This window comes from Rufibacter immobilis (genome assembly GCF_003721565.1).
Taxonomy (GTDB): domain Bacteria; phylum Bacteroidota; class Bacteroidia; order Cytophagales; family Hymenobacteraceae; genus Nibribacter; species Nibribacter immobilis.
In genome coordinates this window covers 231,749-257,383 of the sequence record NZ_RJJE01000017.1, presented here as the reverse complement: position 1 = coordinate 257,383, position 25,635 = coordinate 231,749, and the positions used below count along the sequence as shown (strand labels likewise).

Genomic DNA, 25,635 nt, shown 5'->3' with positions numbered 1-25,635 from the left:
AATTTTGAAGAATGAGTCATTTGCCTATGGTACGCGTACAACAACCAGACATACTCCCAAAAACAGATCACTACCTCATTGGGATAGGCGCATCTGCTGGCGGACTGGAAGCGATCCATAAACTCTTTGACCATTTCCCCAATAATTCAAGCTTTTCCTTTGTCATTATCCAGCACCTCTCGCCAGACCACAAGAGTCTTATGGCCGAGCTGCTCACGAAACACACCAAAATGCGGGTGCAGGAAGCCGAAGATAAAATGGCTACCCGCCCCAATTGCATCTATGTGTTGCCCAGCGGCAAACAATTGACCATCCGGAACGGGCGCCTTCGCCTGACAGACCAGATCAGGAACCGGGAGCCCAATTTCGCCATAGATGTTTTCTTTGAATCCCTGGCCAATGACCTTGGCCGCTACGCCATAGGCATTATCTTGTCCGGGACGGGCACAGACGGCACCAAAGGCGTGAAAATGATTAAGGCTGCCGGAGGCATGGTGATGGTGCAAGACCCATCCACCGCCAAGTTTGACGGCATGCCCAGAAGCGCCATTGACGCTGGTTTTGTTGATTATGTTTTTCCCCCTGAACGTATGCCCAATGAAATTCTGGAATACACCCGCCAAATCCCGCTGGTACAGACCATAATTGAGCGGAATAATAGCTTAGAAGAGAATGATGAGGTGTTGCAGGAAATCCTGGACCTTATTTGCACCCATACCCAGACCAATTTCAAGAACTACAAGCAGGGCACTATTTACCGCCGCCTCAAAAAGCGGGTGGATTTGCTCAATGTACCCACCCTACCCGATTACCTGAACTACATCCATGAGAACCCGGCCGAAATCAAGCAGCTCTGCCAGGAATTTCTGATTGGGGTAACCCGTTTTTTCCGCGACCCCGAAGCCTTCGAGACGCTGGAACAGGAAGTGATCCCTCAGATTATAGCCCAAACGCCGCCGGAAGAAACCATCAAAGTGTGGGTTACCGCCTGTAGTACCGGCGAGGAAGTCTATTCCATTGCCATCCTGTTTCAGGAATGCTTTGAGCGCATGGGACGTGAGCCGCACGTAAAGCTGTTTGCCACAGACATTGACCAGCGGGCCATTAAGCAGGCCTCCAAAGGGACCTATACTGCTTCCATTACCAAGGATGTGTCTGAAGACCGGCTCCAGCGCTTCTTCCACCACAAAAGCAACCGCTATATCATCAAAGAAGAATTGCGCAAGCTGGTGGTATTTGCGCAACATGATCTCCAGAAGGATCCGCCGTTCAGCCGCATAGACTTAATCTCGTGCCGCAACATGCTCATCTACCTTAATCCTGACCTGCAGAAAAAGGTACTGTCTGTGTTCCCGTACGCGTTAAAGCTGCACGGCTTCCTGTTTCTGGGGCCCAGCGAGCATCTGGTGAGCGACCTCAAATCTCTTTTTGTGGAGCGTAACCGCAAATGGAAACTCTTCCAGAAGGTGAAGGAAAGCAAAGGCTTTCAACAAACCTATGGGGTAACGCAGCACACGCGGGCACTCTCAGACGAAGGCAGCCCCAACTACCGCAATACCCAGGTACTACGGTACAACGAGCTGTTCATGGACGCCGTGGCCGAGGACCTCAAAATGACCGGGCTCTACATAGACGACAACTACCAGCTACTGCACGGCATAGGTGATTTCAACCGCTTCCTCAAACTTCCTGAGAAGCGCCTGCAGCTGAACCTGCTCAAAATGGTGCCCAAAGAGCTAGCCGTGACCTTGAGCGTAGACATCAGGAAAGTACTGAAAAACCCTAAAACCCTGTCTAGGCAGGTGATGGTGAAGATGGGTACTAAAAACCAGTTGGTGCACCTTACGGTCAAACCCATTTCAGTGGAAAAAGACCTGCCCAAGGTTATTTTGGTGCTGCTGCAGGAAATGGGCAAACTAAGTCCCTCGCTCAAAACCCTGGAGCCTTCTCTGGTCACACAGGCAGACACAGATTACTACCACCAGCTGTCGGTACTGGAGGCGGAACTGAAGGAGGCCCGTGAAAGCCTGCACCTCACCGTACAGGACCTGAGTACCTCCAATGAAGAATTGCAGTCTACCAATGAGGAGCTTATGTCTTCCAATGAGGAATTGCAAAGCTCCAATGAGGAGATGCAATCCCTCAATGAGGAGCTGCACACGGTAAACTCTGAGCACCAGCTCAAGATAAAAGAGCTGCAGGAACTCAACGAGGACCTGGACAACTACATCCGGAGCTCCAACATTGGGCAGCTGTTCCTGGACCACCATCTGGTCATCAGGAAGTTCATGCCCAACGTGAAAGAGCTCATCAACATCATTGACATTGATCTGGGCAGGCCCATCCATCACCTGTCGCACAACTTCAAGTACACCCGCTGGCTCGAGGACATCCAGAAGGTGAACAACACCTCAGCAGAGATTGAGCAGGAGATAGAAACCATGGACGGCAAATATTTCCTGCTGCGCATTATCCCCTACCTGAAGCATGACGGCAACAAAGACGGCGTAGTGCTCAGCTTTGTGGAGGTGACCACCCTTAAAACCCTCAGCAATGTGGTGCAGGGAGTCCTGAACAGTTCCCTGAGCAGCATCATGGCCTTTACGGCGGTGCGTAACCAGGAGCAGGAAATCACTGATTTCAACTGGAGCCTGCTCAACAAGCAGGCCGAGCAGCTCATTGGCAAACCCCAGGAGCAACTGCTGCACCAAAGTGTGCAGTCTGAGATGTCCTTCCTCAAGAAAACGGGGCTGTTCCGTAAATTCATGCAGGTGGTGGAAACCGGTCAGCCTTTGCACATAGAGCAGAGCCTGGAACTGAACGGCCAGCGCAACTGGTATGAGATTGCCGCCGCCAAAATGGGCGATGGCTTAACCCTCACCATGGCCGACACCACCGAGAAGAAAAACAGCGAGGAGAAAATCCTGCTGGCCTATGAAGACCTCAAGAAAGCTGAGGAAAACCTGCTCAAACTCAACAGCGAGCTGGAGCTACGGGTGGCCGAGAGAACCCAGGAACTAACCGCCAGCCAAGACCGCTTCCGGCTGGTGTCCATGGCTACCAATGACGTCATCTGGGACTGGAACCTCATCTCCAATGAACTGTGGTGGAGTGACACCCTCAAAAGCATCTTAGGCTATGAACCCGCCCAAATGGGCACCGGCGTGAACAGCTGGTTCAGCAAAATCCACCCAGAGGACCGGCAACGCGTGGTGCAGAGTATCAATGAAGCCATCAACACGGGCCAGGACCAATGGGTGGAGGAGTTCAAGCTGATTAGGGCAGACGGCACGTACGCCTTTGTCTACAACCGCGCCTACATCCTGCACAACGAGTACCAGATGCCGTACCGCGTGTTGGGCTCGTTCATTGATCTCTCAGACCTCAAAGACACCCAGCTGAAGCTGAAGGAAACCAACGCCCACCTGCTGCGCGTGATTGATGACCTGGACAATTTCGTGTACACCGCCTCGCATGACTTAAAGGCCCCTATCCATAACATAGAGGCGCTTTTGCGTGAGTTGCAGGTAGAGCTGCCGCAGGAAGAGTATGAGATGGTAGACGTGCAGCAGATCATGAACATGATGCAGGGCGCGGTGGAGCGTTTCAAGAAAACCATTGGCAACCTCACCGAGATCACCAAACTACAGAACGAGCACAACACCACCGAAGTCAGCACCATAGACCTGGCCCAGCTGATACAAGACGTCACCCTTGACCTGGAGCCTATGCTCAAGGAAGCGCAGGCCAAGATAGATCTTGACATTGCCGCCTGCCCCTACATCTCCTTCTCTGAAAAGAACCTCCGGAGCATTGTCTACAACTTGCTTTCCAACGCCGTGAAATACCGCTCCCCAGAACGCACGGTCCACATCAAGCTTTCCTGCAAAAAAGAGGACGAGTTTGTGGTATTGCGCGTGCAGGACAATGGTCTGGGGCTAAGTCCGGAGCAAAAGGAACAGCTTTTCTCTATGTTCCAGCGCTTCCATGACCACGTAGACGGGTCTGGCATTGGCCTTTACATGGTGAGAAAGATCATCAACAACGCAGGCGGCAAAATTGAGGTAGAAAGCACGCTGGGTGAAGGCACTACCTTTAAAGTATACTTCAACACCAACCGCTTCCCTTTCAGCAGTCTTAATTAAAGCTGTAATTTGCGTTTAGGGGCTCTTTTTGGAAAAAGAGCCCCTAAACGCAAAAACGAATCACGTTCCTTTTCATCCGTCTCCATTCCCAGAAACTGACGCAGGTCATCTTTAGGGATGAGATTGGTCACTGATTCCTCCTGCCCTTTTCCAGAGTTTTGCCTTATTTCTCTGGACACATGCATACCGCAAGCAATACCAAAAGCATACAGTACTGGCTCCTCACGGGCGCTTTTCTCATTCTGGCCATGGTGGTTATTGGGGGCATTACCCGGTTAACGGGTTCCGGCCTTTCCATTGTGGAATGGAACGTCATCTCCGGCACGCTGCCGCCGCTCTCTGAAGAAGCCTGGCAGAAAGCGTTCTGGCAATACCAGCAATTTCCTGAGTTCCAGAAAGTGAACTACAGCATGAGCCTGGCGGGCTTTAAACAGATCTTCTGGTGGGAGTACCTGCACCGTCTCCTGGGCCGGGTCATAGGCATTGTTTTTCTCATTCCGTTCGGGGTGTTTCTGCTCCAGAAAAGGCTCAAGGACTGGCTGCTCAAGCGGCTGCTGTTCATTCTGTTCCTGGGGATGCTCCAGGGTGCCATGGGGTGGTTCATGGTGAAAAGCGGACTGGTAGACAACCCCCACGTGAGCCATTACCGGCTGGCTGCCCATTTCTGTTTGGCTCTGGCGCTCATCGGCACCATCCTTTGGACAGTGGCTGACCTGCGGCTTAAACATGACCAACGGCAACACTTCGCCACCTCTTTAACCCGCTTCTCTTATTGGCTGCTGGGCGCGGTGCTGGTACAGATTGTTTTAGGCGCATTTGTGGCCGGCCTCAAGGCGGGGTTCTATTACAACACCTTCCCGCTCATGAATCACGAGTTCTTCCCATCTGTGCTGGGCGAAATCCTCACCTGGGGCAATTTCATGGAAAACGGGTCGCTCATGCAGTTTGTGCACCGTTGGGTAGCCATGCTGGTGCTGCTCCTGTTCCTGCGGTTCTGGTTCATGAGCCGGTCAGCGGCAATATCGCTGCGTACGAAACACACTATTCAGGTTCTGCTGCTGGTGGTATTGGTGCAGGTGGGTTTAGGAATTGCCACCTTGGTAATGCAGGTGCCGGTAAGTTTGGGAGTGCTGCACCAAGTGGTGGCGGTGGTTCTCTACTCCAGTACTTTGCTTACGGTGCACCAATTACGGTATACGTATGCCCCAAACAACCAAGCCGTTTAGGGGCCGTTTTTCTAAAAACGGCCCCTAAACGGCTTGGTTAGTAGATGCGTTATTTTCCGCTGGAACGGTAAATCTTGACGGGGAACAGACGGTAGTCATTCAGGTTGAGGGCATAGAGAAAGCCTTCCCAGTGGAGCACGGGCACCAGTCCGGTGGGTGTGATGCCGTTGTTGTTGGGGATGGTCACCAGCGCGTTGCCCACATAAGACACATCCTTAAGCCCCAACCGCAGCATGAGAAAATCCTGAAAAGCTTCTTTCTCTTCTTTGGACGAAGTGAACCCTACCTGTTTAGGCACCAGTTCCTCCGCCTTAGTGGGAGCATAGTACGTAATGCGCTCAAAGGTATTGATGGAGATTTCGGGCACATAGAGGCGGGGCACGGTAGCTTTGGCGCCGCGGTCATGGTACACCTGCACAGATGTCTCCACGGGCTTTACCAGATCAGGCAGCGTGGCAGCCTTTTCCAAGCGTTTCAGGCGCTCCGCCGCGCTGCTTTTCATAGCGGGCTCTACCTTTTCTGAGCCGTGGGTAGAGGCCAGCAACAGGTCCTGGTGCTTTTGGTGCACATCCAGAATGGCGGTGAACGCGGTAATGAAATGGTCTGTATTCTGGAGGTGGAACATTTCCAGTTCATGCACTTTCTTACGCGACACCAGATACGCATGGATGTTGCGGGACTTCTCATACACCGCCTTCATTTTGGGGGCGTGCGGCGTTCCGGCAAAGCGCGTGGAGAGTTCCTGCAACTGACTAAGCCGCCTATTGGATTCCTGCATGTATGCCACCTCCTGCAACCCGAAATCGGCCGGAGCGCCCACCACTTTTCTGCTGCCCGTCTCTTCTTTCCTCCCAAACAGGGAGCGCATGAAATCCATCATTCAGACAGTATCTTTTTAAGGTGCTGCGTCTCAATTTCTACCTGAATCTTCTCAGCGTTTTTCTGATTCTCAAAGAAGTTGTCCAGGTTTTGCAGGTACAGATCCAAGAGCGCATCCTGCTCCTGTGTGAGGATGGCGTTCAGATCTGTACCGGTGGGGGAAGTATGGGCCATTATTCGGTTTCAATTCTTTTGGATTTGGTACCCAGGGCACCCACAATTTTACTGCTGAGTTCCTCCTGCACCTGCGCCAGCTCTTTCACTGCCTCGGCGCGTTTGCGCTGGCCTTCCTCAGAGATCTTGAGCACGGCATCCAGCGTCTCCACCATGTCTTTATTTACTTTCTTGAGCGTGTCCACGTCCACAATGCCGCGCTCATTTTCCTGCGCCGCCGTGACCACGTTGGTCTTGAGCATCTGGGAGTTCTTCATGAGCATCTCATTGGTGGTATCCGTGACTTTCTTCTGAATCTCCAGGGCCTTGCGCTGCTTTTCCAGCCCCAGCGCGATGGCCACCTGCTGGCGCCACACCGGGATCACGGTCACAATGGAGTTCTGGATCTTCTGCGCCAGCACTTCATTGGTGGTCTGGATCATGCGGATCTGCGGCATAGACTGCGTGGCAATGGTGTGCGAAAGCGTGAAATCATGCACTTTCTTCTCCAGCCGGTCTTTGAACGCCACCATATCGGCCAGGCGCTGCACCACCAGTTCATCGTTGCCGCTGCTCTCCACCTCGGCCCGCAGTTTAGGGATGATCTCGGTGTCTATTTCCTCAATCTTCATCTTGCCGGCGGCAATGAGCGCGCGCACCTCATGGATGTACTCCACCACCTGTTTGAACATGACCTCCAGCCCGGTGCTGTCTTTCATGACGCTCTGGCGGGTTTTCTCCAGCTTCACCACCACATCGTCTACGTTCTCAGACACGGTGTTGTACTGGCTGGCCAGCTTCTTGGTTTTGTCGGTGATCTTTTTCATGAACGGCAGGCGCGAGAAGAAACCGGGTTTCTCCGTCTCGTCAATCTTGATCATGTTGATCTGCGCCAACAGCTCATTGATGGCCTCGCCGGCATCGCCGGAGTCTTTGGCTTTCACTTTAGAAAGCAGTTCGTTGGAGTAATAGCCCAATTTGCGCTGCGTCTCTACGCCAAAGGTGCTGAGGCTCTCGGGTTTGGAGGGATCTATGCTTTTGGAGATTTCCAGCGCTTTCTGCTGCACTAGCTCTTTGTTCTCTGACAGAGTGATCTCGTTGTTATTTTCCATGGTGTCTATTATCAACTTAAGTGGGTACTGTGTTTAGGGTCAATGGTTTGCACCAGCTCTCTGATGCGGGCATGGCGCGCTTCGGTTTCATACCACTCCACCTCGCTGGCGGGCAGATACTCGCCCAGCAGGCCGCGTACTTCCTGCAGCAGCGCCTCGCCTTTGCGGGTCCTGAACTCTGGGTTCTTGTAGAAGGCGTTCAGGTACTGCACTTTCACCTGCCCACCCTGCGTAAGGGCCAGTTCCTTTACCTCCACCACCAACTCAGAGGCGTTCTGCTGGTCTGTGACAATGGTTTTGTACACGCCTTTCCTCCCCTCTTCCAGCGCCGCCACACACTGGGCCTTCACCTTTTCCACCGCCTTCCGCAGCTTTTGGTTGGGCCTAATGTAGTAGCCGTAGAGATATCCTAAAAATGCGGCCAGTAGAAATGCAAAGAAAAATGCCATAGGTTGTAAGCTGTTTTATCTGAGAACGATGAAATCACCCCATTCTATACGCGAATGCGTGTCGCATTGCCGCTCCTCTCCCAATCAAGATAGTAATTCTTCTGCAAGTCTGTAGCTTCCAATTGCGACATTCGCTCCCTGGCAGCCCTATTCCTGCATATTAGTCGTGGTTGGGCACTGATTATAACATCAACGCAATGAAATAATAACCCGGCTTTACCCCAATGGCTGGTTTGGGGCTAAATCCGGAAAAAGAGCCGCTAAACGGCAGGTTCTTCCGCTGGTTCACCCGCAGCGACAGTACGGTTTTGCCCTGAAATACTCTCCCGCCACCGTATTTCAGAAATAGCGGCGTACCTTCGTGTACTTAACTGTTGCCTATGAACGAATTGATCCGAATCCTGCAGTCGCTCAAGATTCCGCACCTCAACGCCATGCAGGAAGCCACCCTGGCGGCGGCCCAGAAAAGCGATGTGGTGCTGCTCTCCCCCACCGGTTCCGGCAAAACGCTGGCCTATCTGCTATCTGTGCTACCGCGGCTCCAGCCCGAGGCAAAGGGAGTGCAGGCGCTGGTGCTGGCGCCTTCCCGCGAGCTGGCGCTACAGATTGAGCAGGTGTTCAGGAGCATGGCCACCGGTTTTAAGGTAGATTGCCTTTACGGCGGACACGCCACCAACCCCGAGAAACGCAGCCTCGCCAATCCGCCGGCCCTGCTCATAGGTACGCCGGGGCGCATTGCCTATCACCTGCGGGAGCAGAACTTTGAGACTTCGGCCCTCAAGACATTGGTGCTGGACGAGTTTGACAAATCTCTGGAATACGGGTTTAAAGATGACATGGGCGCCATTATATGGCACCTGAAAGGTCTGAAGCGGCGCATTCTGGTATCGGCTACGGCCATGGAAGAAATTCCGGCGTTCACTGGGCTCCGAAATCCCATCACGGTTAATTACCTGCAGGCGGCGGCCAATGCCCCGGCACTGGAGGTGAAAACCGTGGAAGTGGAGAAAGGCAACAAGCAGCAGGCTTTACTGGGGGTTCTCTGCGCCATTGGCACCGCGCCCAGCATTGTGTTCTGCAACCAGCGCGAAACGGTGGAGGCCGTGAGCGACTTCCTGCAAAGCAAAGGCCTACCGCACGGCATTTTCCACGGCGGCATGGAGCAACCCGACCGTGAACGTGTCCTGATGAAATTTAGGAACGGCACGTACCGTACGCTGGTGAGCACAGACCTGGCGGCCCGCGGGCTGGACATTCCGGAGGTGGAATACGTGGTGCATTTTCAGGTGCCCGATGAGGACAATTACACCCACCGCAACGGCCGCACTGCCCGCATGAACGCCAAAGGCACCAGCTACCTGCTGCTCCAGCCCGGCGAGAAACCGTCTTATCTGACTAAAATTCCGCCCATTGAAAAGCTGCCTGCCAAACCTATGCTGCCCCCGCCCTCGCCCTGGGAGACAATCTACATCAGCGCCGGCAAGAAAGACAAAGTGAACAAGGTGGACATTGTAGGCTGGATGCTCCAGAAAGGCGGCCTGGACAAAACCGAACTGGGCAAGATTGAGTTGCAGGACAATGCTGCCTACGTGGCCGTGGCCAAGAAAAAGCTGGACCAGGCAGTACAACTCCTACGGCAGGAGAAACTCAAAGGCAAAAAAGTAAAAATAGAAAAAGCCATGTAATTTGGCCTTTCACGGTACTCCCGGTACCGGCTGCCTGCTTGCGTTTAGGGGCTCTTTTTCCAAAAATAGCCCCTAAACGCAAGCAGGGATTTCAGCGCCAAACAGTATTTACCCAACGCCCACTGCTGCTCCTGAAAATAATTTAAGGGCAGCAGTTTTTGTTTTCAGAATAAAAAATCCATACGTTTGAAACGCTTTAGGGGTGCCGAAAGGCTGAGATGATACCCTTGGAACCTGAACAGGATAATGCCTGCGAAGGGAAAAGTGTGCTACCGTATTTCACATCCGGCATTCTGCCATTTCCTGCCTCTTAAAGCATTGGTGTACCCATTTACATGTAGGTAAATCTGCCATGCTAATTTCTGTCAACAATCAACTAGTCCCGTTTACCTCGGGCACTTCCTTGTCTGGCCTACTGCTTGAGCTCCGGTTCGCGGAGAAGAAAGGCATTGCCGTTGCGGTCAATCAACAGATTGTTCACAGGAGCACCTGGTCTACCTACCCCTTGCAAGAAAACGACAAAGTAACCATTATTCAGGCCACGCAAGGTGGTTAAGCTAGAACAGCCATGAAAGAGGAAAAAACCCCAGACCGGCAGGTGATTACCCGTACTCCCCTGCCTAATTCCCGCAAGGTATTTGTACCCGGCCAACTGCACCCCATACAGGTGGCCATGCGGGAGATCTCGCTCAATGACACCGTTTCCAAAGTCATTGGCGGTGAGCGCAGGGAAGTGAATGCCCCCGTGACCGTGTATGACACCAGCGGCCCTTACACAGACCCTAACTATGAAGTAGACCTCCAAAAAGGCCTGCCCCGGCTGCGCGAGCCCTGGATCAATGCCCGGCAAGACGTGGAGCAGCTGGCTGCGCTATCCTCAGACTATGGCCGTATGCGCGCCGCAGATCCTACGTTAGACTCGTTGCGCTTTGAGCACATTCAGCCCCCATACCGCGCCAAAGCCGGGCATAACGTAACGCAGTTGCATTATGCCCGCCAGGGAATCATCACCGCCGAAATGGAATACGTGGCCATCCGGGAAAATCAGCGCATAGACGAGCTGAAGAATGACCACACGCTCTGGCAGCAACATGCGGGGAACAGTTTTGGGGCCAATACGCCGCGCAGTTACATTACGCCGGAGTTCGTGCGCCAGGAGATTGCCGCGGGCAGAGCCATTATCCCAGCCAACATCAACCACCCGGAAAGTGAGCCCATGATCATTGGCCGTAACTTCCTGGTGAAGATCAACACCAACATCGGTAACTCGGCGGTTTCTTCCAGCATTGAGGAAGAAGTGGAGAAAGCCGTCTGGAGCTGCCGCTGGGGCGGAGATACCCTCATGGATCTTTCCACGGGCAAGAACATCCATGAAACCCGCGAGTGGATCATCCGCAACTGTCCGGTTCCGGTGGGCACTGTGCCCATTTATCAAGCTTTAGAGAAAGTAAAAGGCAAAGCCGAAGACCTTACCTGGGAGATCTTCCGGGATACGCTCATTGAACAGGCTGAACAAGGCGTGGACTACTTCACCATTCACGCGGGTGTGCTGTTGCGCTACATTCCGCTGACGGCTAAGCGCGTGACCGGCATTGTGTCCCGCGGCGGCAGTATTATGGCCAAATGGTGTCTGGCGCACCACAAAGAGAACTTCCTGTACACGCACTTTGAGGAAATCTGCGAGATCATGAAGGCTTATGATGTGTCTTTCTCGCTGGGAGACGGTCTGCGCCCCGGCTCTATCGCCGATGCCAATGACGCCGCTCAGTTCGCCGAGCTGGAAACCCTGGGCGAACTGACTAAAATTGCCTGGAAGCATGATGTGCAGGTGATGATTGAGGGCCCGGGCCATGTACCCATGCACCTGATCAAGGAGAACATGGAGAAGCAACTGGAACACTGCGACGAAGCTCCGTTCTACACCCTCGGCCCCCTTACCACCGACATTGCTCCGGGATATGATCACATCACCTCGGCCATTGGCGCGGCCATGATCGGTTGGTACGGTACCGCCATGCTTTGCTATGTAACCCCTAAAGAACACCTGGGCCTGCCTAACAAGAAAGACGTGAAAGACGGCGTGATCACCTACAAAATTGCCGCCCACGCCGCCGATTTAGCCAAAGGCCATCCTGGTGCTCAATACCGCGACAATGCCCTGAGCAAAGCCCGGTTTGAGTTCCGCTGGGAAGACCAGTTCAACCTGTCGCTGGACCCCGACACTGCCCGCGAGTTCCATGACGAAACCCTACCCGCCGAAGGTGCTAAAATCGCGCACTTCTGCTCTATGTGCGGGCCTCACTTCTGCTCCATGAAAATCACCCAGGACGTACGTGACTACGCCGATAAACTGGGGATGGAAGCAGATGCCGCCCTGGAGAAAGGCATGGAGGTGAAAGCTTCTGAATTCAAGGAAAAAGGCAGCGAAGTGTATCTGTAAAGAGTAGCAGACGCCTGTTTTCAAGATCACCGTTTAGGGGCTGTTTTTGGAAAAAGAGCCCCTAAACGGCCTCTCAGAAGAGCGCTTTCTTTTCAGACACCTAGTAACACCAGCAAGCGCTCACGCCTGAAATTGACAATCCTGAAGATGACCTAAATTTCCTTTTGCCTTCGTTAAAGGGACACTTTTTACTAGACCATGATTTCCAGACTTCACTACATCACCCAAGATATTGCGGGCTACACGCATGCCCAGTTAGCGGCCAGAGCCTGTGCCGCAGGCGTGCATTGGGTTCAGCTGCGCCTAAAAAATGTTTCCCCAGATCATTGGAGACAGGAAGCCCTGGATACACAGGCAGTTTGCCAACACTACGGAGCCAAGCTGATCATCAATGACAATGTTGCCCTGGCGCAGGAAATTGGAGCAGACGGTATACACCTTGGCTTACAGGATATGTCTACTAAGGAAGCCCGGAAGCAACTTGGCCCAGGTATGATCATTGGCGGTACAGCCAACACCTTCGAAGATATTCAGATGCATGCGGCGGCCGGCGTTGACTACGTTGGGGTAGGGCCCTTCCGGTTTACCAGCACCAAAGAGAAGCTGAGCCCAATTTTGGGCTTAGAAGGCTATCAGAAGATTATTTCCCGGTGCCGCGCAGCCGGAATTACGCAGCCCCTCCTTGCCATTGGCGGGGTAACCGCCGCAGATGTCCCTGATTTGCTCGCAGCGGGTCTGCACGGTATTGCGGTATCCTCGGTCATCAACAAAAGCGATAACGCGGCCGCAGCTGTGCAGGCGTTGTGGCAAGCTTTGGAAGAATCAACTACTACTCACCCATTCACACAAGCGTAAGATGTTCTCTTCTCCCCTTACCATAGCAGATAAAACGTTCCAGTCCCGCCTGTTTACGGGAACGGGCAAGTTTCATTCCTCGGCCACCATGCAGGAAGCTCTGTTGGCTTCTGGTTCTGAGCTGGTCACCGTGGCTCTTAAAAGAGTAGACCTGGCCGACGACCAGGATGATATCCTCAGCCATCTGTCCCATGCGCAGTTTAACTTGCTGCCCAACACCTCCGGCGTTCGCACCGCCAAAGAAGCCATCTTTGCGGCGCAACTTGCCCGTGAGGCTCTGGAGACCAACTGGCTGAAACTGGAAATCCATCCAGACCCTAAGTACCTGTTACCAGACCCTATTGAAACCCTCAAAGCCGCCGAAGAACTGGTAAAGCTGGACTTCATTGTGCTGCCCTACATCCACGCGGACCCGGTTCTTTGCAAGCATCTGGAGGAAGCCGGCACCGCAGCGGTAATGCCTTTGGGTGCCCCCATCGGCTCCAACAAAGGCCTGCGCACCCGTGATCTGCTGGAAATCATCATTGAGCAAAGCAAAATACCCGTGGTGGTAGACGCCGGCATTGGCGCTCCCTCCCACGCCGCAGAAGCCATGGAACTAGGCGCAGATGCTGTACTGGTGAACACAGCCATTGCCGTATCTGAAGACCCTGTTAAAATGGCGCAGGCCTTTAAACTGGCCGTGGAGGCCGGAAGAATGGCTTACGAGGCCAAGCTAGCCCAACCCCGCTCCCATGCCGAAGCCAGCAGTCCTTTAACTGCATTTCTTGATTAATCAAAAGCCCTGAATTAGAAGCAGAGTTTAGATGTGGTTTAGATCTGCACGCATTCCGTCCTCCTTTGAAGGGGGACATACCACAGATAGTTTGACTCATCTAGCTCAAAAGGTACTGCCTTAATTCTTAATTTCTAATTCCTAATTCTTAATTAAAAGTCTGTGTTTGAATCAGTTTTTCATCAATACTCCTGGGATGAGGTGAAGCGCAGCATCTACAGCAAAACCGCCGCAGATGTAGAACGTGCTTTGCTTAAACCTAAACGCTCTTTGGAGGACTTTAAGGCGCTGGTTTCCCCTGCCGCCTTGACTTACCTGGAGCAGATGGCCCAGCTGAGCCACCTGGCAACCCAAAAACGGTTTGGGAAAACTTTACAGATGTACGCGCCCCTTTACCTTTCCAATGAATGCCAGAATATCTGCACTTACTGCGCCTTCAGCCTGGACAATAAGATCCCGCGCCGCACCCTCACCGATACTGAGATTCTGCAAGAGGTAGCGGTACTGAAGGAGATGGGCTATGATCATGTGTTGCTGGTGACGGGCGAAGCCAACCACACCGTAGGCGTTCCTTACCTGAAGAATGCCATTGAACTGATCAGGCCTCATTTCGCGCATATTTCCATGGAGGTGCAGCCACTGGATCAGGATGCGTATGAAGTGCTCATGGAGGCAGGGCTGCATACGGTGCTGGTGTACCAGGAAACCTACCACCAGGAGAACTACAAGCTGCATCACCCCAAAGGCAAGAAGTCAAACTTTTCTTACCGGCTCAGTACGCCAGACCGCTTAGGCAAAGCAGGAATCTACAAAATGGGGCTTGGTGTACTCATAGGCCTGGAAGACTGGCGCACCGACTGCTTCTACACCGCCCTGCACCTGGACTATCTGGAGAAAACCTATTGGCAGACAAAGTACAGCATCTCTTTCCCCCGGCTAAGGCCTATTGAGGTAGGCACCTCAGAACAAAGCGCTTTGAAGAGTTTCAACACCTACATGACGGACAAGGAACTGGTGCAATTGATCTGCGCTTACCGTCTGCTGAAAGAAGAAGTGGAACTCTCCCTCTCCACCCGCGAAAGTGAACGCTTCCGTGACCATGTCATCAAACTGGGGATCACCAGCATTAGCGCAGGTTCCAAAACTAACCCCGGCGGCTATGCCGTGGAGCCACAATCACTGGAGCAGTTTGAGATCTCTGATGAACGCTCACCCCAGGAAATTGCCCAAATGATTCGCCGCCAAGGCTATGAGCCTGTCTGGAAAGACTGGGACCGTTCCTTTCAAGTAAAGTAATCTAGATTTATGTCTGCCGCAACACTCACCCCTGAAGAAACCAACCGCTACTCCCGTCACCTGATCTTGCCGGAGATTGGTTTGGCGGGCCAGCAGAAACTGAAAGCCGCCAAAGTGCTGGTCATTGGGGCGGGCGGCCTGGGCTGCCCGGTGTTACAGTATCTGGCGGCAGCCGGAGTGGGTACCCTAGGCATTATTGATTTTGACCGGGTAGAGGAAAGCAATCTGCAACGGCAGATTCTCTTCTCCACCTCAGATGTAGGCAGCTTAAAGGCCGATGCCGCCAAAGAAAGGCTGCTGGCGCAGAATCCCTATATCTCTATCATTAGCCACCCGGTTCAGCTTCAATCCCAGAATGCACTAAAAATCATGCGCGAGTATGATCTGGTAATAGACGGTTCAGATAACTTCACTACCAGATATCTGGTCAATGATGCCTGCGTGATGCTGCACAAGCCGCTGGTCTTTGGTTCTATTTTCAAGTTTGAGGGGCAGGTAAGCGTCTTCAATTACCGGGGCGGCCCAACTTACCGCTGCCTGTACCCCGAGGCCAGCGACCTGGCCTCCTGCTCAGAAGTGGGGGTGCTGGGGGTTTTGCCTGGTTTAGTGGGTTGCCTTATGGCCAATGAAGCCATCAAAGTAATTACAGGCATCGGTGAGGTGGCCACAGGAAAGCTTCTACTTCTTCATGCGCTTACCCTTCAGTTTAACACCTATGTTTTCGGTTTAAATCCGGATAACCTGAACATCCAAGAACTACCCCAGCATACCCTGCTATGTGATGTACCTATTCAGGAAATTGCTTTTACTGAGTTCCTGAGCAGGTTAAATAGGGGCGAAACTTTTACTGTTTTAGATGTTAGGGAGGAAGACGAGTACCAGCGGCAAAACATTGGCGGGCAGTTATTCCCGTTATCGTCATTAGAGGAGAAGTGGCATTTGATTGGCACTGGCTTACCCTTGCTGGTGCATTGCCAGAGCGGCCTGCGAAGCAGGAAGGCCTGCCAGATCTTGCAGAAAAACGGATTTACGAACCTGTATAACCTAACCGGTGGCCTGAACGCCTTAACGCCGGAGCAGTTTGAGAAGGTAAGCGGTTTAAACCTCCGTTAGCGCCGCTTTGATGGAGCGCAGCGCGTGCACCGGATCAGGGGCCTGCCAAACAGCTCCCAGCAAAGCGGCCCCATCAAAACCGGCTTGCTTTACCTGAAGAATATTAGCCGCGGTGATTCCGCCTAGACCTATCACTTTCGGTAAAGAAGTTGTTTGAGCCTTCAGTGCTTGCCATTCTTCTTGAATCACGGACAGCTCTGCGCTTGGTCTGTATCCTTCCTTGCTGATGCTGGGAAACAGCGGACTGTAAAAAACCATCTTAAACACAGCTTGTAAATGGGGCAGGTCTGCCAGGGCATGCACTGAGGTAGAATAGACCACTCCTGGCTTATATTCCTGCTCATGGTTTATCCGCTCCCATTCCTTTACATGCCGGTAACCTGCTCCACCAGGCCCTAACTCTCCGGCGGAAGCCATCGGTAGAATCAAACGGTCAGCATACCCATGATCTAAAAGATTTCTCAGGAGCACTTTCTCTTCAGGCAACACTATGGGGCTCCGCAGATACAGGTAATCTGCCCCGGCTTCTAACAGAGGCCGCCAAAAACCTGCCTGCTTCTGCAAAGGAATATCTGGCGTAACAACAACAATCTGAAACGGATGGAAAGACATGGCTGTGGCTATAGGCGATCAAGATACTTCATTGAGGCCAGAAGTAAGAATAGCCATAAGACACATTACCCCAATCCACTGAAATACAGAAGGATGAAAGCTCATGTATAATATTCCTCGCCTTTCCGTTTAGGGGCTTATTTTAGAAAAGCAGCCCCTAAACGGAAAAGCAAGGACGAACAGGAGTCTCAGAGGATTCCCTACCATAGGTGTCTCATTTGAAGAAAATATTCACTACCTTAGAAGCGGCTTTAGGGGCGTTCCTACACAGGAGCTGAGACAGTACCCTTTGAACCTGATCCAGGTCATACTGGCGTAGGGAAAAGCACGGAAGCACTTTTGCAAGCCTTCTCTCTTTTCAATTCTACCTCCTCTCCGAAGGCTCCTGAGCCACATCCTTGCCGCCCACCCAAACGGGTACTCATCTGGATCAGTCTGCGCACATACGCGACGTGATTCTGCCTGAGCGGCCGGGAAACTCAGGATCTGACGTGAGAAAGCTTATGACAACCTATCAATACCCTGCCGTGCTCACCATTGCCGGCTCAGACAGCGGCGGCGGAGCCGGCATTCAGGCCGATTTGAAAACCTTTTCCGCGCTGGGTTGCTTCGGGACCTCGGCCATTACGGCGGTCACCGTACAGAACACCCGCGGTGTCACAGGAATCCACAGCATTCCTGCGTCTGTTGTGCAAGGCCAGATCAAGGCCGTCATGGACGACATAAAGCCCGCCGCCATCAAGATTGGGATGGTGCACAGCCCGGAGCTAGTCCTGGCCATTGCCGCACAACTGAAACAATACCAGGTTCCCGTGGTGATAGACCCGGTTATGGTAGCCAGCAGCGGTGATCCGCTCATCAAAGAGGAGACCATCGCACTACTGCAGCAGGAACTTTTCCCGCTGGCCCTGGTGATTACCCCCAATCTGGATGAAGCCCAGCTTCTGACGGGAATGTCCATCCAAAACGTGGAAGAAATGCAGGCGGCCGCCCAAGAGCTTCTACACACCGGGTGCCGCTCAGTGCTACTCAAAGGAGGTCATTTGAAGGGGGCCAGGCTTTTTGATGTGTACCTTCCGCGGCAAGGTGAAGGGCACGTGTACGAGTCTGCCGCCATTCAAAGCCAGAACACCCACGGTACCGGCTGTACCCTCTCCTCGGCCATTGCGGCCTATTTAGCCCAGGGATTCCCTACGGTTGAGGCAATACTGCACGCCCGCCACTACGTGTACCAGGCCATTGATCAAGGCAAAGATGTGAAAACCGGTGAAGGCCACGGCCCCCTCAACCATTTCTTCAGTCCACAGCCCATGCAGAAAAGGCAACGGAAGTGAACTGAGTGGGTAACCGGTAGGCAGCATTTACAGACAGGCTCCTCATGTGGCCCAGTCTCCTTGTACCGCGCTTAAATCAAAAAACGCTACAAAATACGGAGGCACCCGGGAATGGGGTGCCTCCGTATTTTGTAGCGTTTAGAGCCTGTTTTTTGAAAAAGAGCCCCTAAACGCAACGGCCCAAGTTAGATCAGTTCAGCAAACCTTCGGCGTTCAGCCAGTCAAAGATAATCTGGTCCACCGCCGACACCTTCTCCCGGTCGGCGTAGGTTAACCACACCACTTCCTCAATCTCGCTGGCGGCCTGTATGGTGCCGGTATAGTGGCCGGTGTAGCAGGTCATTTTCACTTCCACGCCCTCGGGGTGCTGGTCGGCCTGGGCCCGGAAAGTCCCGAAGTAGTTGACCGTTTCGGGCACCAGCTGCACCGTTAGCTCTTCGGCAATTTCCCGGGACAGAGCCGCAAAGTCACTTTCTTCCGCTTCCCGTTTTCCGCCCGGAAAGTAGTACTTGGTGCGGCCTTTGCTGCGGGTGCTTAGAATCTGGCCGTCTTTGATCTCAATCCAGGCAAGTTTGTCTATGGTCTTCATGTGTTTGCGGCTATGGTGGTACGCAAGGTAATTTTTTCTTCGGTACCTCTACCCCATCCGTGCACAAAAATTAAGCTGCTCAGGGAAACGCTGGTTTGAGGCCAATTCAGGAAAAAGAGCCGCTAAACGCAAGTTCTATCCCGGTAAGCCCGGCAACCACGTTCAAAGAGGAAAGACCGCCGCCCTCACAGGAACTAAACGGTAGTTCAGGCTCTTGTTTCTGTAGCGGCAGCGTATCTTCACGTGCCGCCTCACTTGTTGCTTCCATGAAGACCATGATTTATTTTGTACCGAAAGACTCTGTGGTAAGGGAAATCTGGGGAAAAGGCGATACCATCCTCTTTATTTTTGCCGGCGCCGCCGCCGAGTTCGCACTGAACAAAGCGGTAGACTGGCTTTACTTCACCGGCCGTTTGCCCAAAGACCCGCTGGGGCGATTGTTCTCCACCGTAGGCTACGCCCGCCAGATTGTTTTCTCAGAGCAGGACGCGGCCCACCGGGCCATTGACACCATGGCCAAAATCCACGCCGGGGTGGAAGCCAAGCGCGGTATGGCTATCCCAGACTGGGCGTACCGCGATGTGCTCTTCATGCTCATTGATTATTCTATAAGGTCTTATGAGCTCCTGGAAAGGAAACTGACGCTCCTAGAAAAAGAAGAAGTTTTTGAAGTGTTCTCCCGCGTGGGCACCCGCATGGGCCTCACCGGCCTCCCTACTGATTATCAGGCTTGGCTCACTATGCGGCAGGAGCACCTGGAGCAGAACCTTGTCCAGAGCCATTTCACCCGGGACCTGTTTCGGCAGTACAAAAAACATTTGGGGCTGGTGCGGTACCACGTGCTTTTGCAGGCCCAAATTCTGGTGGTGCCCCAAACCGTGAATTCCATGCTCAAGTTAGGGCGCGTCTCCTTGGTGGCGCCATTGCTGCCGGTGTACAAATTCAGCCAGAAGCTCAAGCTGGACTGGGTTTTGAAAACACTGCTGCTGCCCAACGCTTATATGGCCCAAATCAAAGAACTGGACAAAGCTCCCGCTTCAGCGTCTGTACCCAAAGCGGCCTAAGCTACTCCAAGCGTGTGCCTAATACAGATAATGGGCCAGGAATTTATTTCTGAACTTGCCTTCCGGATCGTGCTGTTGCAGCAGCTGCTTGAAATCCTCCAGGCGCTCATACCGTGCCTGCAACGCTTTTGGGGCCATAGTGAAAAGCTTGCCCCAATGCGGACGAACCTCAAAAGGCTCCAGCTTTTCCTCCAGTAATGGCAAAAGTTGCATGACCGCGGCCACGTCCTGCTTCCAGGTGAAATGAAACGCCACGGTAGTTTGCTTGTACTGCGGACTCAGCCACAGATCATCGGCCTGTATGGCTCTTATCTCAGAGACAAACAAGTGGGGCGCTATCTGTTGGTGCAAAGACTCAATGGCCGTCATGGCTTCATAGGCATACCTAAAGGGTACAAAGTATTCACTCTGCAGCTCAGCGCCGGCACTGGGTTTGAAGCCCATCTTGAAATGCGGCAATCGCTCATACCATCGGCCTACTTTGCCCAACTGGTCTGTGGCATTCACCGGCGATTGGTCTTCTATGGGATGTAACTTGAGGCTGGCAGGTGTCGCCCCGAAAAAATCGGGAGTCAACGTACCGGACACCTTGCCTTCTGCTTTGCTTTTGATCCAGACCTGATTAATATTCTGGTCTTGCCAATGGGTGAACAAACTCACGCTGTAGCCTGCAGACATGATTTCCTCAAAATGATCTTTGAGGGCGCGCATGGGCAAGTTGCGGTACACTATCTGGGTCATGTTAAATGCTGGCACCAGATCGAGCGTGATTTTGGTCACTACACCCAATCCCCCCAGCGCCACCACCGCTCCTTTGAAAACATCTCCATCTTCCTTACGCGACATGGTCACCAACTCGCCCGCAGCATTCACAAACTCCAACGCTGAGACGGAAGTAGCCAAATTGCCATTCTGTATGCCTGACCCATGGGTGGCCGTGGTGCAAGCCCCTACCACCGTGATGTGCGGCAGCGAAGCCATGTTGGGCAACGCATAACCCTCCCCGTGCAGAAACTCGGCCAGCTCGCCGTAACGCATTCCGGCCTCAACCGTTACCGTCTGGGCTGTTTTATCCAGCGCCACTACTTTGTTCAGGTTCTGGAGAGAAATCAGGTTTTCTTCACTGTCAGCGATGGTGTTGAAGGAGTGCCTGGAGCCCAGCGCCCGTAGTTTAGCGCATCTTCTGACAATAGACCGCACTTCTTCCACCGTGGCTGGAAAAAAGATTTGGGGCGTGCTGTAAGTAAGGTTACCCGCCCAGTTGGTTAGCCTATCGCCTGTTGTTGCGGCTTCTTTTGCCTGGCGCCTGGCAGCCATGATTTTTGACACAACCACTCCACCGGCAAAAGCCAGGGCAAGTGAAACAAAGACTTTTTTAGCCATACTACTCCAGTAAAAGAAAGAATCAAGGTACGGAATCTGCTTTTAAGTTTCTACCCCATTAATAAGTGCATCGTGCATTCTACTTGCCTGTGGTGGCACTATTCTCTTCTGGTAGCGCATTAGTTTGGGCCAATGAGCCAGCGTTTCATCCAGATTTGCCCTTGTTTCTGTATTGGGCTGCAACACGCTCTCCCAAACTCCGTTTGCAAATATCTGAGCTTTAAAGTTTTAAATATGCAGTTCAAACAACTCCCGATTACACATAATGCACAGGGCGAGATTAGAAAGGTGGGCTTTGAGCTGGAATTCTCCCAGGTAGGAATAGAGGAGTGCGTCCAGATTGTGCAGGAACTGTATGGCGGCACCGTCCAGAGGGAACACCGGTTCTCACAGAAAGTGGTCAATACCAGGCTGGGCGATTTTTCTATTGAAATAGACCTAAAGCTCCTAACTGAAAAGAAATACAAGTACATTTTTGACAGGCTCAACATTGACCTGGAGAGCATTAAGGTAGGGCAAACCACCTTGGAGGAGAAGGTGGAAAACGCGCTGGAGGCTATGATCCGGCAGGTGATACCCTATGAAATTGGCACTCCTCCCTTGCCGTGCACCCACCTAGAGCCACTGGAAGACCTGCGGCAGGCCTTGTATGAGCACCATGCCCAAGGCACTGAGGCTTCCATGACCAATGCGTTTGGCACCCATATCAACCCTGAGCTGCCAGATACGCACTGTTCCACCATTCTACGGTATTTACGCGCCTTTCTCCTGCTCTACCCCTGGCTTCTCAAGGTGGGGAAAACGGATTTCGCCCGCTTGCGCATGACCTCTTTTATCAATCCATATCCGGCAGAGTATACAGCGCTGGTTCTAGCCCCCGCCTATGCCCCAGACCTGGACACGTTCATTGACGACTACCACCGGTACAACCCTGACCGTAATAGGCCTTTGGATTTATACCCTGTGCTGGCCTTTCTGAACGCGGAGAAAGTAAATGGCTATACCAACCTGGGCAGCGTGAAAGCCAGAAATACATTCCATTACCGCTTGCCCAACAGCCGTATCTCAGACCCAGACTGGAGGCTGTCCCATGAATGGAACAATTGGGTAAGCATAGAGGAACTAGCCAATGCCCCAGATCAGATCAACCTCTTGAGCCAAGCGCACCTCACGCTTAAAAAAGAGACCCTGCTGGGCTTTGACGAGAAATGGATTCAACAGATAGAACAGTGGCACTCTTAACGAAAAAATACCGCATTAACAGAGGCCGGCCCACCATTGGCGTTACCGGTCCAGACCGGGGTGGTGGCGCTGCATGGCTCTTCACGGCGCTGGGCGTGCTGCTGGCGGGAGGCAAACCCGTGCGCATCACCCCTTCGAGCCCCCGCACCGCCGACGGCCTGCAGGGGCTTATTGTGGGCGGCGGGGCCGATATTGACCCAGCAGTATACCAGCAGGAACATGTGTTAAACGAGTACCTGCAACGCACTTTAAAGCATCCCCGGAAAAACCTTTTTCAGCGCATCAGCCGTTTTACCCGGTGGTTCTACTATCCGGCGTTGTTCTTCGTACGCAAAGTTTTCAGCCGAAAGCCCCAGTGGCACATAGACCGGGACCGGGACCATCTGGAGTTTCAGCTCATTCATCAGGCGGTAAAGAAAAACCTCCCGGTACTGGGCATCTGCCGGGGCTCGCAGCTCATGAATGTCTACTTCAGAGGCACCCTTTACCAAGACATTGGCACCTTTTACCGCGAGGAACCCAACCCCTCCAGCATCTTCCCGGTGAAAACGGTAACGCTGAAACCCGGCTCCCAACTGGCGCAGGTGGTAGGCGTACCACAGCTTAGGGTAAATGCGCTGCACCACCAGGCAGTACATACACCCGGCAATGGCATTGCCATTGTAGCCCAGGAAGCAAACCAGGTGGTGCAGGCCATTGAACATACGCAGCAGGACTTCATGATTGGTGTGCAGTGGCACCCTGAGTACCTCCCCCAGCACCGCGAGCAGCGCCGCATCTTTAAGGCCTTGGTCTGGAAAGCGAGGGAAGTACAGGAACAGATAGAAGGACCCGACATGCAGGAAGCGCTCAACAGCCCCAGAGACAGCCAACTGGAAGCCATTGAACAGCAAGAAGAAGCAGCCATCCGGCAACAGGGGTAGTGCTGGAAGAAGATGAAATAGCTTATAGAGTAGCCACCTTGCCTGTAGTTGACGTCATCCAACTCGCCAGAACCACCTGCCGTAAAGAAGGCAAGAACTCAAACACTATGATACAGACCGTTGAAACTGAAAATTCAGACCTGTTTGCCGTGAAGGCAACCGGAACGTTAGATAAAGCAGACTATGACCAGTTGCTTCCGGCCCTGGAGGCCAAGATTAAACAGCACGGCAAAATCAACCTGTACTGGGAGATGACCAACTTTGACGGTTGGGAGCCCGCGGGCTTCTGGCAAGACATCAAATTTGACGTAACCCACGCCAACAGCTTTCAGAAAGTAGCCATTGTGGGTGACCAGAAGTGGGAAGATTGGATGACCCAAGCCTTGAAGCCTTTCACCTCGGCGCAGGTCAGGTTCTTTCCCGCTGAAGAAAGCGCGCAAGCCATGCTGTGGGTCACTCAATAAGCGAGAGGTGCCACCGGTAAATGCGTTTAGGGGCCGTTTTTGGAAAAACGGCCCCTAAACGCATTTTAGTTTTTATGTACTTCTTGGTTTCTATTTGGGCAGGAGCAATTCAAATTCCTTGCCCGGGGGCACCGTGAGTTTATAGCCTTTGATCCAGGGGTTGTACAGCCGAAGCGTTTTGTAATTGGTTTCCTGCTGAAGGGCAAACGCGGGCAGGTCTGGAATGGAGGATGTCACTTTGAACGTACGGGTAGGCAAAACATCATACCCCTGCTCCTTAGGCAAATCAAAACCGTATTTCTGCGGATTGCCCAGCACTTCTTTCAGGGCCAGGATCCGGAAAATGTACCGGGAAGTCTCGTCGTTCAGGTACAGGTCATAGAACGAGCTTACTTTCTGCTGCTCCAGCGCCCGGTCCAGCCCGTTCATGCCCCGGTTGTACGAGGCGGCGGCATTGGTCCAGGACCCGAATTTTTTCTTCGCAGATTTGAGGTACCGGCAAGCGGCCTTGGTGGCTTTCTCCACGTGGTACCGTTCGTCTACCTCGGCGTTCACCAGGAGGCCGTAGCCGCGGGCCGTGTCTGGCATGAGCTGCCAAAAACCCGAAGCCCCGGCCGGCGAAGTCACCTGACTGAACAGACTCTCGGCCAGAGACAGATACACAAAATCGGCGGGAATGTCGTTTTCCTTTAGCAGGCGCTCAATCTCGGGCAGGTACCGCTGCATGCGTTTGAGGCCCAGGAGCGTGGTGGCGTGCAGGTACGAGTTGACCAGCAGCTCTCGGTCCAGGCGTTCTGCCACATCGGGCACCTCCAGCGGAACCGGCTCACCGGCAAAGGAGATGGCCGTTGGCAGCGCCGGACTCTTGATCGCTTCACGCGCCGCGAAACCCGCCCCCGCCTCCCCCGTAGCGGTGCTCTGGTAGAAAGGCTGCTGACTGCAGAGGTTGAGGGTGAGGGCAATAAAGCCCAACCCGCCAAAATATTTCCAGATGTTTTGTGTCATACTTCCTCCTTTCTGGTCTGTGCCCTTACTTCCTTAACCCCTAAAGGTGCCTTTTTCGTCTATGCTGGGGCCACTTCTTTCTCTTTTTACGCACAACCTGCCGCTCTGAGTGCAGGATACGTGCCAAAAATTTCTTAGGCTTTACGGCCAGCGGTGCCTCTGGGTGGTTTACAGGCTAGATTTGAAGACCGCCGTTTTAAGCCTAATTCAGGAAAAAGAGCCGCTAAACGCCTGCTTCTCTCCCACCCGCTAAGTCTTTGGCCATGTCTGAAACCGTCAAAAAAAATCAGCTTTGCTTCTCCACCTGCCTTAACCCTGTGCCTACCCCAGCGTATAGCTAGGAAAACTAACAACAGAATTTATACCCTATGGCTAAGTTAAAAACACTGGAAGACCTGTTTGAGCATCAGCTTAAAGACTTATACAGCGCCGAGAAACAACTCATCGCGGCCCTGCCCAAAATGGCGAAAGTAACGGAAGACCCTAAACTGAGAGCCGCCTTTGAAACCCACCTAGAGGAAACCAAAGAGCAGAAAGTCCGCCTGGAGAAAGTGTGCGAACTGGTAGGCATCAGCCCGGGCCGCATGAAGTGCAAAGCCATGGAAGGTCTGGTAGAGGAAGGCGAGGAAACCATTGAGGAAGACGCCACCCCAGAAGTGAAAGACGCCGGACTTATTGCCTCCGCGCAACGCATTGAGCATTATGAGATTGCCGGTTACGGTACTGCCGCCCACTTCGCGGAGCGCCTAGGGCACGCAGAAGCGGCCAAACTGCTGAGACAAACCCTGGAAGAAGAACAGAAAACTGATACGCTCCTGAACCAACTGGCCAAGAGCTACATCAACGAGAAAGCCGAATAGACTTCACTCCTTTCTTTTCCTGCAAGAGCCT

The 25,635-nt window shown here is 53.0% G+C and carries 23 protein-coding genes and 2 riboswitches; of the genes, 15 read left to right on the top strand and 8 right to left on the bottom strand.

Annotation, left to right across the window (positions count from 1 at the left end; translation table 11 throughout):
* The first annotated feature begins 11 nt into the window (after positions 1-11).
* Together EFA69_RS13830 and EFA69_RS13820 are read left to right on the top strand one after the other, a co-directional pair.
* Entirely contained in the window at positions 12-4,145 is a 4,134-nt protein-coding gene (locus tag EFA69_RS13830; RefSeq protein ID WP_123133706.1) for a chemotaxis protein CheB, read from the top strand.
* Between the two features lie 179 nt (positions 4,146-4,324).
* Complete coding sequence (locus tag EFA69_RS13820) at positions 4,325-5,371, top strand: COX15/CtaA family protein (protein WP_123133704.1); 1,047 nt, start codon at positions 4,325-4,327, stop codon at positions 5,369-5,371.
* A 49-nt stretch (positions 5,372-5,420) separates the two neighbouring features.
* Here EFA69_RS13820 and EFA69_RS13815 read toward each other — a convergent pair whose 3' ends face one another.
* From EFA69_RS13815 to EFA69_RS13805, 4 genes are read right to left on the bottom strand one after another with little or no spacing between them, the layout of a single operon-like run.
* Complete coding sequence (locus EFA69_RS13815) at positions 5,421-6,251, bottom strand: hypothetical protein (RefSeq protein WP_123133703.1); 831 nt, start codon at positions 6,249-6,251, stop codon at positions 5,421-5,423.
* Positions 6,248-6,424: a hypothetical protein gene (locus tag EFA69_RS20335; protein ID WP_183906791.1), complete on the bottom strand. Its 177-nt coding sequence runs from the start codon at positions 6,422-6,424 to the stop codon at positions 6,248-6,250. Before EFA69_RS20335 ends, EFA69_RS13815 begins: the two co-directional genes overlap by 4 nt.
* Positions 6,424-7,515, bottom strand: a complete 1,092-nt coding sequence (locus tag EFA69_RS13810) for a toxic anion resistance protein (RefSeq protein WP_148041358.1) — start codon at positions 7,513-7,515, stop codon at positions 6,424-6,426. Before EFA69_RS13810 ends, EFA69_RS20335 begins: the two co-directional genes overlap by 1 nt.
* Positions 7,516-7,526: 11 nt before the next feature.
* On the bottom strand, positions 7,527-7,964 hold the full coding sequence (locus EFA69_RS13805) for a hypothetical protein (protein WP_123133701.1): 438 nt from the start codon (positions 7,962-7,964) through the stop codon (positions 7,527-7,529).
* A 380-nt stretch (positions 7,965-8,344) separates the two neighbouring features.
* Between EFA69_RS13805 and EFA69_RS13800 the strand changes: the two genes are divergently transcribed.
* From EFA69_RS13800 to moeB, 7 genes are all read left to right on the top strand, one after another.
* On the top strand, positions 8,345-9,649 hold the full coding sequence (locus EFA69_RS13800; RefSeq protein WP_123133700.1) for a DEAD/DEAH box helicase: 1,305 nt from the start codon (positions 8,345-8,347) through the stop codon (positions 9,647-9,649).
* A gap of 188 nt (positions 9,650-9,837) precedes the next feature.
* Positions 9,838-9,927, top strand: a riboswitch (TPP riboswitch).
* 74 nt (positions 9,928-10,001) lie between these two features.
* The gene (gene thiS, locus EFA69_RS13795) at positions 10,002-10,205 is read left to right on the top strand and encodes a sulfur carrier protein ThiS (protein WP_123133699.1); all 204 of its coding nucleotides are present in this window, start codon (positions 10,002-10,004) and stop codon (positions 10,203-10,205) included.
* Positions 10,206-10,217: 12 nt separating this feature from the next.
* Positions 10,218-12,089 carry a phosphomethylpyrimidine synthase ThiC gene (thiC, locus tag EFA69_RS13790; RefSeq protein WP_123133698.1) on the top strand — a complete coding sequence of 624 codons (1,872 nt, stop codon included), beginning with the start codon at positions 10,218-10,220 and terminating at the stop codon, positions 12,087-12,089.
* 198 nt (positions 12,090-12,287) lie between these two features.
* On the top strand, positions 12,288-12,944 hold the full coding sequence (locus EFA69_RS13785; protein WP_123133697.1) for a thiamine phosphate synthase: 657 nt from the start codon (positions 12,288-12,290) through the stop codon (positions 12,942-12,944).
* 1 nt (position 12,945) lies between these two features.
* A complete protein-coding gene (locus EFA69_RS13780) occupies positions 12,946-13,719 on the top strand; it encodes a thiazole synthase (RefSeq protein ID WP_123133696.1) in 774 nt (257 codons plus the stop codon).
* 162 nt (positions 13,720-13,881) lie between these two features.
* The gene (gene thiH / locus EFA69_RS13775) at positions 13,882-15,015 is read left to right on the top strand and encodes a 2-iminoacetate synthase ThiH (RefSeq protein WP_123133695.1); all 1,134 of its coding nucleotides are present in this window, start codon (positions 13,882-13,884) and stop codon (positions 15,013-15,015) included.
* 9 nt (positions 15,016-15,024) lie between these two features.
* The gene (gene moeB, locus EFA69_RS13770; RefSeq protein ID WP_123133694.1) at positions 15,025-16,128 is read left to right on the top strand and encodes a molybdopterin-synthase adenylyltransferase MoeB; all 1,104 of its coding nucleotides are present in this window, start codon (positions 15,025-15,027) and stop codon (positions 16,126-16,128) included.
* Here moeB and EFA69_RS13765 read toward each other — a convergent pair.
* Positions 16,114-16,740: a thiamine phosphate synthase gene (locus tag EFA69_RS13765; protein WP_123133693.1), complete on the bottom strand. Its 627-nt coding sequence runs from the start codon at positions 16,738-16,740 to the stop codon at positions 16,114-16,116. The two genes, moeB and EFA69_RS13765, sit on opposite strands and share 15 nt — an antisense overlap.
* 243 nt (positions 16,741-16,983) lie before the next feature.
* Positions 16,984-17,079, top strand: a riboswitch (TPP riboswitch).
* Between the two features lie 164 nt (positions 17,080-17,243).
* Between EFA69_RS13765 and thiD the strand changes: the two genes are divergently transcribed.
* Complete coding sequence (gene thiD, locus EFA69_RS13760; protein ID WP_123133692.1) at positions 17,244-18,074, top strand: bifunctional hydroxymethylpyrimidine kinase/phosphomethylpyrimidine kinase; 831 nt, start codon at positions 17,244-17,246, stop codon at positions 18,072-18,074.
* Positions 18,075-18,264: 190 nt separating this feature from the next.
* On the opposite strand, the gene EFA69_RS13755 is transcribed toward thiD, so the two are convergent.
* Positions 18,265-18,663 carry an NUDIX hydrolase gene (locus EFA69_RS13755; protein ID WP_123133691.1) on the bottom strand — a complete coding sequence of 133 codons (399 nt, stop codon included), beginning with the start codon at positions 18,661-18,663 and terminating at the stop codon, positions 18,265-18,267.
* A gap of 275 nt (positions 18,664-18,938) precedes the next feature.
* Between EFA69_RS13755 and EFA69_RS13750 the strand changes: the two genes are divergently transcribed.
* Positions 18,939-19,727: an oxygenase MpaB family protein gene (locus tag EFA69_RS13750; protein ID WP_123133690.1), complete on the top strand. Its 789-nt coding sequence runs from the start codon at positions 18,939-18,941 to the stop codon at positions 19,725-19,727.
* A gap of 18 nt (positions 19,728-19,745) precedes the next feature.
* On the opposite strand, the gene EFA69_RS13745 is transcribed toward EFA69_RS13750, so the two are convergent.
* On the bottom strand, positions 19,746-21,110 hold the full coding sequence (locus EFA69_RS13745) for an FAD-binding protein (protein WP_123133689.1): 1,365 nt from the start codon (positions 21,108-21,110) through the stop codon (positions 19,746-19,748).
* 234 nt (positions 21,111-21,344) lie between these two features.
* On the opposite strand from EFA69_RS13745, the gene EFA69_RS13740 reads away from it, so the two are divergent.
* The 3 genes from EFA69_RS13740 (at position 21,345) to EFA69_RS13730 (ending at position 23,739) form a co-directional block, all read left to right on the top strand.
* A complete protein-coding gene (locus tag EFA69_RS13740) occupies positions 21,345-22,352 on the top strand; it encodes an amidoligase family protein (protein ID WP_123133688.1) in 1,008 nt (335 codons plus the stop codon).
* Positions 22,340-23,275 carry a gamma-glutamyl-gamma-aminobutyrate hydrolase family protein gene (locus EFA69_RS13735; RefSeq protein WP_183906790.1) on the top strand — a complete coding sequence of 312 codons (936 nt, stop codon included), beginning with the start codon at positions 22,340-22,342 and terminating at the stop codon, positions 23,273-23,275. Before EFA69_RS13740 ends, EFA69_RS13735 begins: the two co-directional genes overlap by 13 nt.
* Before the next feature lie 107 nt (positions 23,276-23,382).
* Entirely contained in the window at positions 23,383-23,739 is a 357-nt protein-coding gene (locus tag EFA69_RS13730) for a SpoIIAA family protein (RefSeq protein WP_148041357.1), read from the top strand.
* A 90-nt stretch (positions 23,740-23,829) separates the two neighbouring features.
* On the opposite strand, the gene EFA69_RS13725 is transcribed toward EFA69_RS13730, so the two are convergent.
* Positions 23,830-24,744: a lytic transglycosylase domain-containing protein gene (locus EFA69_RS13725; protein WP_123133685.1), complete on the bottom strand. Its 915-nt coding sequence runs from the start codon at positions 24,742-24,744 to the stop codon at positions 23,830-23,832.
* A 368-nt stretch (positions 24,745-25,112) separates the two neighbouring features.
* Here EFA69_RS13725 and EFA69_RS13720 point away from each other — a divergent pair, with 368 nt between their 5' ends.
* Entirely contained in the window at positions 25,113-25,604 is a 492-nt protein-coding gene (locus EFA69_RS13720) for a YciE/YciF ferroxidase family protein (RefSeq protein WP_123133684.1), read from the top strand.
* Positions 25,605-25,635 lie beyond the last annotated feature (31 nt).

Bases quoted from the DNA above. Each gene is read 5' to 3' on its own strand.
- EFA69_RS13830 (WP_123133706.1), top strand. From the start codon at position 12: ATGAGTCATTTGCCTATGGTACGCGTACAACAACCAGACATACTCCCA.
- EFA69_RS13820 (WP_123133704.1), top strand. From the start codon at position 4,325: ATGCATACCGCAAGCAATACCAAAAGCATACAGTACTGGCTCCTCACG.
- EFA69_RS13815 (WP_123133703.1), bottom strand. From the start codon at position 6,251: ATGATGGATTTCATGCGCTCCCTGTTTGGGAGGAAAGAAGAGACGGGC.
- EFA69_RS20335 (WP_183906791.1), bottom strand. From the start codon at position 6,424: ATGGCCCATACTTCCCCCACCGGTACAGATCTGAACGCCATCCTCACA.
- EFA69_RS13810 (WP_148041358.1), bottom strand. From the start codon at position 7,515: ATGGAAAATAACAACGAGATCACTCTGTCAGAGAACAAAGAGCTAGTG.
- EFA69_RS13805 (WP_123133701.1), bottom strand. From the start codon at position 7,964: ATGGCATTTTTCTTTGCATTTCTACTGGCCGCATTTTTAGGATATCTC.
- EFA69_RS13800 (WP_123133700.1), top strand. From the start codon at position 8,345: ATGAACGAATTGATCCGAATCCTGCAGTCGCTCAAGATTCCGCACCTC.
- thiS (WP_123133699.1), top strand. From the start codon at position 10,002: ATGCTAATTTCTGTCAACAATCAACTAGTCCCGTTTACCTCGGGCACT.
- thiC (WP_123133698.1), top strand. From the start codon at position 10,218: ATGAAAGAGGAAAAAACCCCAGACCGGCAGGTGATTACCCGTACTCCC.
- EFA69_RS13785 (WP_123133697.1), top strand. From the start codon at position 12,288: ATGATTTCCAGACTTCACTACATCACCCAAGATATTGCGGGCTACACG.
- EFA69_RS13780 (WP_123133696.1), top strand. From the start codon at position 12,946: ATGTTCTCTTCTCCCCTTACCATAGCAGATAAAACGTTCCAGTCCCGC.
- moeB (WP_123133694.1), top strand. From the start codon at position 15,025: ATGTCTGCCGCAACACTCACCCCTGAAGAAACCAACCGCTACTCCCGT.
- EFA69_RS13765 (WP_123133693.1), bottom strand. From the start codon at position 16,740: ATGTCTTTCCATCCGTTTCAGATTGTTGTTGTTACGCCAGATATTCCT.
- thiD (WP_123133692.1), top strand. From the start codon at position 17,244: ATGACAACCTATCAATACCCTGCCGTGCTCACCATTGCCGGCTCAGAC.
- EFA69_RS13755 (WP_123133691.1), bottom strand. From the start codon at position 18,663: ATGAAGACCATAGACAAACTTGCCTGGATTGAGATCAAAGACGGCCAG.
- EFA69_RS13750 (WP_123133690.1), top strand. From the start codon at position 18,939: ATGATTTATTTTGTACCGAAAGACTCTGTGGTAAGGGAAATCTGGGGA.
- EFA69_RS13745 (WP_123133689.1), bottom strand. From the start codon at position 21,110: ATGGCTAAAAAAGTCTTTGTTTCACTTGCCCTGGCTTTTGCCGGTGGA.
- EFA69_RS13740 (WP_123133688.1), top strand. From the start codon at position 21,345: ATGCAGTTCAAACAACTCCCGATTACACATAATGCACAGGGCGAGATT.
- EFA69_RS13730 (WP_148041357.1), top strand. From the start codon at position 23,383: ATGATACAGACCGTTGAAACTGAAAATTCAGACCTGTTTGCCGTGAAG.
- EFA69_RS13725 (WP_123133685.1), bottom strand. From the start codon at position 24,744: ATGACACAAAACATCTGGAAATATTTTGGCGGGTTGGGCTTTATTGCC.
- EFA69_RS13720 (WP_123133684.1), top strand. From the start codon at position 25,113: ATGGCTAAGTTAAAAACACTGGAAGACCTGTTTGAGCATCAGCTTAAA.